The sequence below is a fragment of the Bradyrhizobium sp. SHOUNA76 genome (genome assembly GCF_023006445.1).
Classification (GTDB): Bacteria; Pseudomonadota; Alphaproteobacteria; order Rhizobiales; family Xanthobacteraceae; genus Bradyrhizobium.
On the sequence record NZ_JALBHA010000187.1, the window covers coordinates 1 to 10,762 of the forward strand.

The window sequence follows — 10,762 nt, forward strand, 5'->3', positions numbered from 1 at the left end:
TTCGGTGGCCCGCGTGGTGAGGCCGGTCGCGCGGAACGCGACCGATGGCGCCCAGGGGCAAAACAACACGAGGAGCGCCGGCGAAGCGCGGGCTAGCCTCAACCAGGCGCCGGCCGGCCAGACCGCGACGACCATCGATCGTAGCCAGTTCGACAATCGACCGTCGTTTTCGGTCAGTGACGTCTTGCGGGACAGCCCGGGCATTTCGATCAAGCAGGGCAACGGTCCGCGGGATTTCGGCATCTCGATTCGGGGATCCAACGCCCGGAACGGTTTCGGCATCCGCAACCTCGTGATCTTCGATGACGGTTTCCCGGTGACGCAGCCGGACGGCCTGTCTCGCAGCGACCTGATCGATCCTCATGCCTATAGTGCGATCGACGTGGTCCGCGGCCCTTCGTCGGCGCTCTACGGCAATTATGCGACCGGCGGCGCGCTCAATTTCCGGACGCGGCCGGGCGGTACGATCGATGGCGTCGAATACGGCGTTGACGGCGGCAGTTACGGCTACCTCAACAACTATCTCGCCGCCGGCAAGAAGGTCGGGAATTTCGAGGGCTCGCTGTTTGCGAGCGACACAAGGGGCGACGGCTACATCGGCAACAGCTGGTTCAACACGCAGACCGTCAACTTCCTCGGCACGCTCAAGGCGACGCCGGACGACCGCTTCACGGTCAAGATCATCAACAACGACCTCAGCGCGCGGCTGCCGATCAGGCAATCGCTGAACCAGTTCTATCTCAACCCGTTCCAGCAGGGATGTACGACCGGTGGCACGGCTGCGCCCGGATGCGGCACGGTCAGGCTGTTCAACAACGGCTTCAACGCAACCGCCGGAACCGACACAGAGACGGCGGTGCAGGCCGGGCTCGGCCGCAACGACCGCCGCACCATCGTCGGCGGCCGCTGGGAGCACGATTTCGACAACACCACGACCTGGCGCAACCAGTTCGTGTTCGACGACCGGAACATCAGTCAGCCGACGGGCACCACCAGCTCGATCGGCGACTTCCCCTCGTACAACTATATGAGTGATCTCACCAAGCGCGGAGAGATTCTCGGCCTGGAGTCCACCGCGTTCTTCGGCGCCTTCTACAATACCCTGACGGCGTCGAGCGACACGCGAAACGTGATGCCGGGAGGCAACGCGACGCTCGGCAGGTTGTCGAGCAATCTCTACAGCGAAACGACCAACTATGGTGTTCGTGCCAGGGAAGAGCTCAAGCTTACATCGTCGCTAACGGCCGTTGCAGGCATCGGTTGGGAGACAACCTTGCTCAAGGGCCTCAATACGGCCTATTCGTACGCCGGCCCCGCCGGAATCACCACGACAACGCCGACGACCGCGGACCGGCAGTTTCAAAATACTGCGCCAGAGTTGGCGCTGCTCTACAAGCTCAACAGTGAATGGCTGTTCCGGGGACGCGTGGCCACGGGGTATGGCACTCCGCAGGTCTCGAATCTCTTCATCGCTCAGACAGGATTATCGGGCAACAATACCCAACTCCAGGCCCAGAAGAATCTTGGCTACGATCTCGGTTTCGATTGGACGCCGAACAGTGCGCTCAAGCTCAGCGCGACTGGTTTTTACGAGTTTTTCCGCAACGAGATCGTCAACCAGGCGACGCCCGTCGCTGGCGTAAACTATTCGTTCAACGCGCCGCGATCGGAGCACCGCGGCATCGAGCTTGCCGCCGACTGGAAGTTCTATTCGGGCTGGCGGTTCTTGGCGGCGTACACCTATCTCGACGAGGTCTACACCGAATATGTCGAGAACATCACCAATGGCGCCGTCTTCAGCTTCAACCGTGCGGGTAACAAGATTCCCGGTATCTCGCCCAATGAGCTGACAGCCCGCATTGGCTACGACGAGTTCGCCGGACCGCTGGCTGGCCTCGGAGGCTTCGTCGAAGTCCAGTGGAAGGACTCCTTCTACATGGACAATGCGAATCTGCTGAAGGCGCCGGGCTATGAGCTGGTCAATGTGAACGTCCACTACAAGACCGATCTGGTGTCCGACACTTTCAGGTCACTCAACCTGTTTTTCGAAGTCAGGAACGTGTTCGATCGCACCTATGTTGCGTCGGCAAACAACATCGCAAATACCGTGTCGGCGGCCGGCCTTCAAGTTCCCGGGAGCACGCTCGCAAACACGACGGGATCGATCTATGCGGGCTCGCCGCGCCTGTTCGTTGCGGGTATGAAGGTGGCGTTCAAATGATCCGGGCTCTTGAAGGGAGTAGGGCCATGATCCGAACCGGCTTGCTCGGGATAGTCGCCTGCGCGTTCCTGCACAGTGCGGCACAGGGACAGATGCACGGCAAGCACGCGTCCGAAGCGGCCTGTGAGGAGCCGACGCTGCGCTGTGCGACCAAGGCGACGCCGGCCTTCGGCCCGGACGGAACGTTGTGGCTGGTCTGGATGGCGGGGGGGCAGGTCTCGGTCGCACGTTCGCAGGATGAGGGCCGCAGTTTTTCGGTGCCCACCCAGGTCACGACGACGCGGCTGAACCTTGATTGGGGGCCGGATGCGCGGCCGAAGATCGTCATCGACCGCAAGGGCGGCATCGCGCTCGCGTTCTCGGCCTTCAGGGACGAGGCCTTCAACGGAGAGGTGCTGTACACGCGCTCGGCCGACGGGGGGAAGAGCTTCGCGGAGTTGAAGCCCATCACTGCAAACAACGAGAGCCAGCGGTTCGAGGCGCTGGCGCTTGATCAGGATGGAACGGTCTTTGCGGCCTGGATCGACAAGCGCAATCGTGTCCCTGCCCAGGAGGCAGGACGCAAGTACGAGGGAGCGGGACTGTTCTTTGCCACCTCGCGCGATGGCGGCGCCACCTACGCGGAAGCCGCTCTTGCGCGTGAGGGCACCTGCGAGTGCTGCCGATTAGGGGTGACGTTTGCGGCGCCCGGGCGGCCGGCGGTGATCTTCAGAAACATCTTCGACGGCGGCGTGCGCGATCACGCCGTCATGACGTTTACCGACCTGTCGACACCGGGCGAAATCCGTCGGGTCAGCGACGACGACTGGCAGATCAACGCCTGCCCGCACCACGGACCGAGCCTTACCGTTGCGCCGAACGGAACCTATCACGTCGCCTGGTACACGAACGGGAAGGCGCGGAAGGGATTGTTCTACGCCCACTCCCGCGACGAAGGACGGACCTTCTCTGCGCCGATGGCGTTGGGGCACCCAGGCCGCAACCCGACGCGCCCCTACGTGCTCGCGGGCGCGAAAGGAACGGTGATCGCCTGGAAGGAGTTCGATGGCGAGAAGACCTCGGTCCACATCGCGACCTCCCGCGATGATGGCGAGACCTGGTCGCCGCCGAAGGCGATATCGAGCACGACCGACACCTCCGACCATCCCTTGCTCGTTTCCAACGGTGGGCAGATCTACCTGTCATGGATGACGAAGGCGGATGGCTATCGTCTTATCGCGATCGAGGACCAGCCATGAGACGTCGACTTGCAGCTATTCTGGGTCTGGGTGTCCTGATCGCATCGGCGTCGGCTTTTGGGGCGTCGCCCGGCCTCAAACCGTTCGAACGCGGCACCTGGCAAAGCGTACTGAGGGGGCATACCGGGCGTCCGACGCTCGTGCACTTCTGGGGCGTGACCTGTGGGCCCTGCAAGGTCGAGCTGCCCTTGCTCGGGCGGTTTGCAAAAGACCATCCAGAGATCGACGTCGTCACGATCAGCGCCGATCTCGTGCCGAACCTGCCGGCCGCCACGCAATCGATGCTCGACAAGGCGGGACTGTCGTCGACCGAGAACTTCGTCTTCAACGACGGCTTTGCCGAGCGCTTGCGGTTCGAGATCGACCCTGCCTGGCAGGGCGACATCCCCAGGACCATGCTCATCTCCCGGGAAGGGGCCGTCACGACGATCGAAGGCTCCGCCGAAATTGCCGATCTCGAAAAATGGTCGGCGCAACAACTCTCCAAACGCTGAAGTTCAGTCTGCAAAGGGAATACCGATATGAAGACAATGTTGAAAGACGTGCTGCTCGCTGCGTTCGCTGTTGCGCTCTGCGCGGCACCGGCGGTCGCGGACGACGTCAAGGCCGGCGATCTCGTGATCTCGCAGGCGTGGAGCCGCGCGACGCCGGGCGGCGCGAAAGTCGCCGGCGGCTATTTGACCATCGAGAACAAGGGGACGGCGGCGGACAAGCTGGTCAGCGTGTCCGCCGATATCGCGGGCAAGGCCGAGATTCACGAGATGGCCATGGACAATGGCGTCATGAAGATGCGCCCGCTCGACAAGGGCCTCGCGATCGATCCCGGCAAGACGGTGAAGCTCGCGCCAGGGGGCAATCATTTGATGCTGCAGGAGCTGAAGGGCCCGTTCAAGCAGGGCGACAAGGTGCCGGTGACGCTGCAATTCGAGAAGGCCGGCAAAGTCGCCGTCTCCCTCGACGTTCAGGGCGTCGGTGCGCAGGCGCCTGCCGACGCCGGGCATTCGGGTCATATGGACATGAAGAAAATGCCGGATCATTCGGGAATGGAAATGAAATGAGACTGATCTGGGCTCTCGGGAGACCGAACATGAAGCGATCCTGCCTGTTCCTGATTGCCGCGCTCGCCGTCTCGCCGGCGGCGGCGCATGTCTCGCTCGAGACCAAGCAAGCCACGGTCGGCGCGTCGTACAAGGCTGTGTTCACCGTGCCGCACGGCTGCTCGGGCTCGCCGACCGTGAAGATCCGCGTTCAGATCCCGGAAGGGGTGATCGCGGTGAAGCCGATGCCGAAGGCGGGCTGGAACGTCGACGTCGTCGAGGGCAAATATGCCGGCGAATATGACTATCACGGCAACAAGCTCTCCTCCGGCGTCAAGGAGGTGGCGTGGTCCGGCGGCAAGCTGCCGGACAAGAACTATGACGAGTTCGTCCTTAGCACGTTCCTTACCGACAGCCTGAAGGCGAACACGACCCTGTACTTCCCCGTCGTTCAGGAATGCGAGGCAGGCGTCAGCCGCTGGATCGAGATTCCCGCGGAGGGGGCAAAGCATTCGCATGAGGGCAAATCCGAGGGCAAGGCGCCGGCGCCGGGCGTGAAGCTGTTGCCAAAGCCCTGATGCGCCTGCTCGCCGCGCTCGCGACGCTGCTCTTCGTTGTCGGCTTCGCGACCGGCGCCCTTGCGCATGCGGCGCTCGTCTCGGTCGAGCCGTCGAGCGGCAGCATGCTTGCGCGTGCCCCAAAGGCGGTGGAGCTGCGCTTCAACGAGACGGTGACGCCGGGCGCGATCCGGCTGATCGACGGTGCGGGCAGGGCGCGGAACGATACCCGTGTCAGCGCATCGGGCGAGACGATTTCGGTCGCGATGCCGGCGGACCTGCCTGAGGGGACCGTGGTCGTCAGCTATCGCGTGATCTCGCAGGACGGCCATCCCATCACGGGATCGGTGACCTTCTCGATCGGCATGCCGACGGCGACGAAGCCTCCGGCCGCCGCGGATAACAGGTTGGACGTGCTGATCTGGTTGGCGCGGATCGGCCTCTATGTCGGACTGTTCGTCGGAATCGGCGGCGTGTTCTTCGCGCGCTGGGTTGCGTGGTCGATGATCGGCACGGCCGTTCCGCGCCTGGCGCTCGCGATCGGCCTTCCGAGCGCGGTGGTCTCCGTTGGCGTATTGGGCCTCGATCTCCTCGGGCTGCCTCCGACCGCTCTTGCGACGGCCAGCCCCTGGAAGGTCGCATTTGCGACCAGCGCAGGCCCTGCCTTGATCGTTGCCCTCGCAGCCACGCTGTTCGCATGGATGGCGCTGCGCAGCGCATGGTACGCGCGCGCTTTTGCGATGATCGCATTCATCGGTGTCGGTCTGTCGCTCGCCATGACCGGGCACGCCGCAACGGCGCCGCCGGAGGCGCTGACACGACCGGCGGTCTTTCTCCATGGCCTCGCTGTTGCCTTCTGGATCGGCGCTCTCGCGCCGCTGGTCGCGTTGGTGTCGAAGCCGACGACGGCGACGATCGCCGTCGTGAGCCGCTTTTCCCGCGTTGCCGTGCCGGTAGTCGGAGCTCTGGCATTGACCGGCCTTGGACTCGCGATCGTTCAGCTGGAGAAGCCGGCTGCGCTGATCGAGACGCGCTATGGCCTCATCCTCGTGGTCAAGCTGATGTTGGTCGCAGTGTTGCTGGCGCTTGCCGCGTTCAACCGCTTTCGCCTGACCCCCGCACTCGCAGGAGCTCGCAAGGTCGCGGCCGCCCTCAAGCGCTCGATCCTGCTCGAATGCGCCATCGCTCTCGCCATTCTCGCCGTGGTCGCCGGCTGGCGCTTTACGCCGCCGCCGCGGACCATCGTTCCGGAGACGCCGCTGGCGATCCACATCCACAGCGACAAGGCGATGTTCCAGGTCCTGGTCTCTCCGGGCAAGGCGGGGCTCGACGATTTCGTGCTTCAGCTCATGACCGGCGAGGGGACGCCGCTGGCGGCCAAGGAGGCGACGTTGACGCTGAGCCTGCCCGAACGCGGCATCGAGCCGATGGAGCGGAAGGCCTCGCGAGGGGCGGACGGCTACTGGCATGTGCGCAAGGTGGAGCTTCCCTTTGCCGGCCGCTGGCATGTGCGGATCGACGCGCTGGTGACCGACTTCGAGCAAATCACGCTCGAAGATGAACTCGACGTCACGTTGCCGTAAGGCGCAGTTTAAGCAGAACCTGAAGTCCGACGGAAAAATGACAGGAATTCCGTTGCCTTAGCGGCTTTTCCTCATTCCCGGTCTTGTGTTTTCGCTCTCAATCCGGTTTCACTGCAGGCGATCACTGATTCCCAGAGTATTGCCATGCGGTTGTCGCGGTTCTTTCTGCCCATCCTGAAGGAAAATCCGAAAGAGGCGGAGATCGTCTCGCATCGGCTGATGCTGCGCGCGGGCATGATCCGGCAGGAGGCGGCCGGCATCTATGCCTGGCTGCCGCTCGGCTTCCGCGTGCTGAAGAAGATCGAGCAGATCGTGCGCGAGGAGCAGGATCGCTCCGGCGCGCTGGAACTGTTGATGCCGACGCTCCAGCTCGCCGACCTCTGGCGCGAGAGCGGCCGCTACGACGCCTATGGTCCGGAGATGCTGCGCATCGCCGACCGTCACAAGCGCGAGTTGCTGTACGGGCCGACCAACGAGGAAATGATCACCGAGATCTTCCGGGCCTATGTGAAGTCCTACAAGAACCTGCCGCTGAATCTCTATCATATTCAATGGAAATTCCGCGACGAGCAGCGTCCGCGTTTCGGCGTGATGCGCGGCCGCGAGTTCCTGATGAAGGACGCCTATTCGTTCGACCTCAACGAGGCCGCGGCGCGTGTTGCCTACAACAAGATGTTCGTGGCTTACCTGCGCACCTTCGCGCGGATGGGGCTGAAGGCGATCCCGATGCGGGCCGAGACGGGCCCGATCGGCGGCGACCTCAGCCACGAGTTCATCGTGCTGGCCGAAACCGGAGAATCCGGCGTCTTCATCAATCGCGACGTGCTGGACCTGCCGGTGCCCGGCGAGGACGTCGATTATGAGAGCGACCTGACGCCGATCATCAAGCAGTGGACCTCGGTCTACGCTGCCACCGAAGACGTCCACGACGCCGCGCGCTTCGAGCAGGAAGTGCCCGTGGACAAGCGGGTGAACACCCGCGGCATCGAGGTCGGGCAGATCTTCTATTTCGGCACCAAATATTCGGACGCGATGAAGGCCCTGGTTGCGGGTCCCGACGGCGTCGACGTACCAATCCATGGCGGTTCCTACGGCGTCGGCGTCTCGCGCCTGCTCGGCGCCATCATCGAGGCCTGCCATGACGATGCCGGCATCAAATGGCCGGAGGCGGTGGCACCGTTCCGCGTGTCGATCCTCAACCTCAAGCAGGGCGATGCTGCCGTCGATGCGGCCTGCGAGAAGCTCTATGCCGAGCTCACGGCCAAGGGCGTTGACGTGCTCTACGACGACACCGACCAGCGCGCCGGCGCCAAGTTTGCCGCCGCCGACCTCATCGGCATCCCCTGGCAGATCATGATCGGGCCGAAGGGGCTCGCCGACGGCAAGGTCGAGATCAAGCGGCGAAGTGACGGCTCCCGCGAGACCATGTCGCCTGCGGACGCGGTCGCAAGACTTGTGGGCTGATAAGGGTGGTCGGCTGAATATTGTTCATCGCGCGAGATCGCGGCCGCCAATCCGGCCACATTTGACCCCGAATCATGGGATTATCGAGCGATGGATGAGACCATGACCGAAACCGTGCAGACCGCGCCTTTTGCGCCATTCGAGTGGATGCTGTCGGGGCGCTATTTGCGGGCGCGCCGCAAGGAGGGATTCATCTCGGTCATCGCCGGGTTCTCCTTTCTCGGCATCATGCTGGGCGTGGCGACGCTGATCATCGTCATGGCGGTCATGAACGGCTTCCGCAAAGAGCTGCTCGACAAGATCCTGGGGCTGAACGGCCACATCCTGGTCCAGCCGCTGGAATCGCCGCTGACCGACTGGAAGGACGTCGCCGACCGCCTCAGCCAGGTCCAGGGCATCCGGCTCGCCGCGCCCGTGGTCGATGGTCAGGCGCTGGCGTCATCGCCGTGGAACGCCTCTGGCGTGCTGGTGCGCGGCATTCGCTCCGACGACCTCAACAACCTCACCTCGATCGCCAAGAACATCAAGCAGGGCTCGCTCGAGGGCTTCGACGACGGCCAGGGTGTCGCGATCGGCCGGCGCCTCGCCGACCAGCTCTCGCTGCATGCCGGCGACAGCATCACGCTGGTGGCGCCGAAGGGCGCGGTCACGCCGATGGGCACGACGCCGCGCATCAAGCCGTACAAGATCGTTGCCGTGTTCGAGATCGGCATGTCCGAATACGATCTCGGCTTCGTGTTCATGCCGCTCGCCGAAGCGCAGGCCTATTTCAACCGCAGCAACGACGTCACCTCGATCGAGGTGTTCACCACCAACCCCGACAAGATCGACGCCTTCCGCAAGGCGGTGACGGAGGCCGCGGGCCGTCCGGTCTTCCTGGTCGATTGGCGGCAGCGCAACTCGACCTTCTTCAACGCGCTCCAGGTCGAGCGCAACGTGATGTTCCTGATCCTGACCATGATCGTGCTGGTCGCGGCGCTGAACATCGTGTCCGGCCTGATCATGCTGGTGAAGGACAAGGGCAGCGACATCGCGATCCTGCGCACGATGGGCGCCTCGCAGGGATCGATCATGCGGATCTTCCTGATCACGGGCGCCTCGATCGGCGTGGTCGGCACGATGGTCGGCTTCTTCGTCGGCCTCGTGATCTGCCTCAACATCGAATCGATCAGGCAATTCCTGTCCTGGCTGACCAGCACCGAGCTGTTCTCGCCGGAGCTCTATTTCCTGTCGAAACTGCCCGCCGAGATCGACGTCGGCGAGACCACGGCCGTCGTCATCATGGCGCTGACGCTGTCGTTCCTGGCGACGCTGTATCCGTCGTGGCGCGCCGCGCGCCTCGATCCCGTCGAAGCGCTCCGGTACGAGTGAGGGGCTGATGGAGCAGCAGCAGGGGGCTGAAGATGTACCGGTCATTTATCTCCACGAGATAAAGCGGCAGTACTTGCAGGGCGAGGTGCCGCTGACGATCCTCGATGGCGCCAAGCTCGCGCTGTGGGCCGGCCAATCGGTCGCGCTGGTCGCGCCGTCGGGCTCGGGCAAGTCGACGCTGCTGCACATCGCGGGGCTGCTCGAAGCGCCGGATTCCGGCGAGGTCTACGTCTCGGGCGCGCCGACCTCGCAGCTGCCCGACATCGAGCGCACGCAGCTGCGCCGTACCGATATCGGCTTCGTCTACCAGTCGCACCGGCTGCTGCCGGAGTTCTCCGCGCTCGAGAACGTCATGATGCCGCAGATGATCCGCGGCCTCAAGAAGTCCGAGAGCGTCAAGCGCGCCAAGGAGATCCTCGGCTATCTCGGCCTCGGCGACCGCATCACCCATCGGCCCGCCGAGCTGTCTGGCGGCGAGCAGCAGCGCGTCGCAATCGCGCGCGCGGTTGCCAATGCGCCGCGCGTGCTGTTTGCGGACGAGCCGACCGGCAATCTCGATCCGCACACCGCCGATCATGTGTTCCAGGCGCTGATGCAGCTCGTCAAGGCAACCAAGGTCTCGATGCTGATTGCGACTCACAACATGGAGCTCGCCGGCCGCATGGACCGGCGCGTCTCGCTGTCGAACGGCCAGGTGGTCGAGCTCGAATAGAAACGCGAAAACAACCCCATGCACAGTAGCCAAGTGCCTGGTTGGACTGACGAAAAAAGTTGGCGACGGCGCTCCCCGAATGCTCAGGGCCTGATCACCGTCATTTTGAACGGTCCGCCGTTGGCGGCGGCATGAGCGATGGCTTCGTTGGCATGATCGAGGTCGAAAGCCGTGGTCTTGTACTCGTCGAGCTGCAACAGACCCGACCGGACCAGCGCGATCAGGCGGCTCGCGGCGTCCGGCGGATACATCCAGACGCCATGAATGCTGATGCAGTTGCGCATGATCCAGGGGTAGGGCAGCTCGAGCCCCGGGCCGCCCGCCATACCGACGCCGCCCATCAGCACGACGCGTCCATAGGGGCGCACCGTCATGACCGCCGCCCGCACGACGTTGGTGCCGACCGAAGGCGGCATGATGTCGAACACGCAATCGACCGGGCCTGATGCGGCGCGCTTCATGCTTTGGCGGTCGTCGTCCTCATTGCCGGTGAGTTTCACCGGCTTCACGCGAGCGCCGAAGCGGCGGACGAGGTCGGCCAGGATCGCCTCGTTGCGGCCGGGCGCGACCACGCAGGCC

The 10,762-nt window shown here is 63.9% G+C and carries 9 protein-coding genes and 1 pseudogene; 9 read left to right on the forward strand and 1 reads right to left on the reverse strand.

Going from position 1 to position 10,762, the window contains the following annotated elements; translation table 11 throughout:
* From MOV74_RS19705 to MOV74_RS19745, 9 genes are all read left to right on the forward strand, one after another.
* Nucleotides 1–2,221, forward strand: a 2,221-nt coding sequence (locus tag MOV74_RS19705; protein ID WP_249797534.1) for a TonB-dependent receptor, incomplete at its 5' end; no start/stop codon positions are given.
* Between the two features lie 26 nt (nt 2,222–2,247).
* Nucleotides 2,248–3,459, forward strand: a complete 1,212-nt coding sequence (locus MOV74_RS19710) for a sialidase family protein (protein WP_246925817.1) — start codon at nt 2,248–2,250, stop codon at nt 3,457–3,459.
* Entirely contained in the window at nt 3,456–3,953 is a 498-nt protein-coding gene (locus MOV74_RS19715) for a TlpA disulfide reductase family protein (protein ID WP_246925833.1), read from the forward strand. Before MOV74_RS19710 ends, MOV74_RS19715 begins: the two co-directional genes overlap by 4 nt.
* Nucleotides 3,954–3,980: 27 nt before the next feature.
* Complete coding sequence (locus MOV74_RS19720; protein WP_246925819.1) at nt 3,981–4,517, forward strand: copper chaperone PCu(A)C; 537 nt, start codon at nt 3,981–3,983, stop codon at nt 4,515–4,517.
* 29 nt (nt 4,518–4,546) lie between these two features.
* Complete coding sequence (locus MOV74_RS19725; protein WP_246925821.1) at nt 4,547–5,074, forward strand: YcnI family protein; 528 nt, start codon at nt 4,547–4,549, stop codon at nt 5,072–5,074.
* The gene (locus tag MOV74_RS19730; protein ID WP_246925823.1) at nt 5,074–6,636 is read left to right on the forward strand and encodes a CopD family protein; all 1,563 of its coding nucleotides are present in this window, start codon (nt 5,074–5,076) and stop codon (nt 6,634–6,636) included. The genes MOV74_RS19725 and MOV74_RS19730 overlap by 1 nt, the downstream gene beginning before the upstream one ends.
* Nucleotides 6,637–6,780: 144 nt before the next feature.
* Nucleotides 6,781–8,100, forward strand: coding sequence for a proline--tRNA ligase (gene proS / locus MOV74_RS19735; RefSeq protein WP_246925825.1), 1,320 nt, complete (start codon nt 6,781–6,783; stop codon nt 8,098–8,100).
* 90 nt (nt 8,101–8,190) lie between these two features.
* Nucleotides 8,191–9,471, forward strand: a complete 1,281-nt coding sequence (locus tag MOV74_RS19740; protein ID WP_246925828.1) for a lipoprotein-releasing ABC transporter permease subunit — start codon at nt 8,191–8,193, stop codon at nt 9,469–9,471.
* Nucleotides 9,472–9,478: 7 nt separating this feature from the next.
* A complete protein-coding gene (locus MOV74_RS19745) occupies nt 9,479–10,183 on the forward strand; it encodes an ABC transporter ATP-binding protein (RefSeq protein ID WP_018320184.1) in 705 nt (234 codons plus the stop codon).
* Between the two features lie 83 nt (nt 10,184–10,266).
* Here the strand turns inward: MOV74_RS19745 and MOV74_RS19750 are convergent.
* Nucleotides 10,267–10,762 (reverse strand): annotated as a pseudogene (locus MOV74_RS19750) (alcohol dehydrogenase); the annotation flags it as partial.

Excerpts from the sequence above, each read along its gene's own strand:
- MOV74_RS19740 (WP_246925828.1), top strand. The coding sequence starts at position 8,191 with ATGGATGAGACCATGACCGAAACCGTGCAGACCGCGCCTTTTGCGCCA.
- MOV74_RS19715 (WP_246925833.1), top strand. The coding sequence starts at position 3,456 with ATGAGACGTCGACTTGCAGCTATTCTGGGTCTGGGTGTCCTGATCGCA.
- MOV74_RS19725 (WP_246925821.1), top strand. The coding sequence starts at position 4,547 with ATGAAGCGATCCTGCCTGTTCCTGATTGCCGCGCTCGCCGTCTCGCCG.
- MOV74_RS19745 (WP_018320184.1), top strand. The coding sequence starts at position 9,479 with ATGGAGCAGCAGCAGGGGGCTGAAGATGTACCGGTCATTTATCTCCAC.
- MOV74_RS19720 (WP_246925819.1), top strand. The coding sequence starts at position 3,981 with ATGAAGACAATGTTGAAAGACGTGCTGCTCGCTGCGTTCGCTGTTGCG.
- MOV74_RS19710 (WP_246925817.1), top strand. The coding sequence starts at position 2,248 with ATGATCCGAACCGGCTTGCTCGGGATAGTCGCCTGCGCGTTCCTGCAC.
- proS (WP_246925825.1), top strand. The coding sequence starts at position 6,781 with ATGCGGTTGTCGCGGTTCTTTCTGCCCATCCTGAAGGAAAATCCGAAA.
- MOV74_RS19730 (WP_246925823.1), top strand. The coding sequence starts at position 5,074 with ATGCGCCTGCTCGCCGCGCTCGCGACGCTGCTCTTCGTTGTCGGCTTC.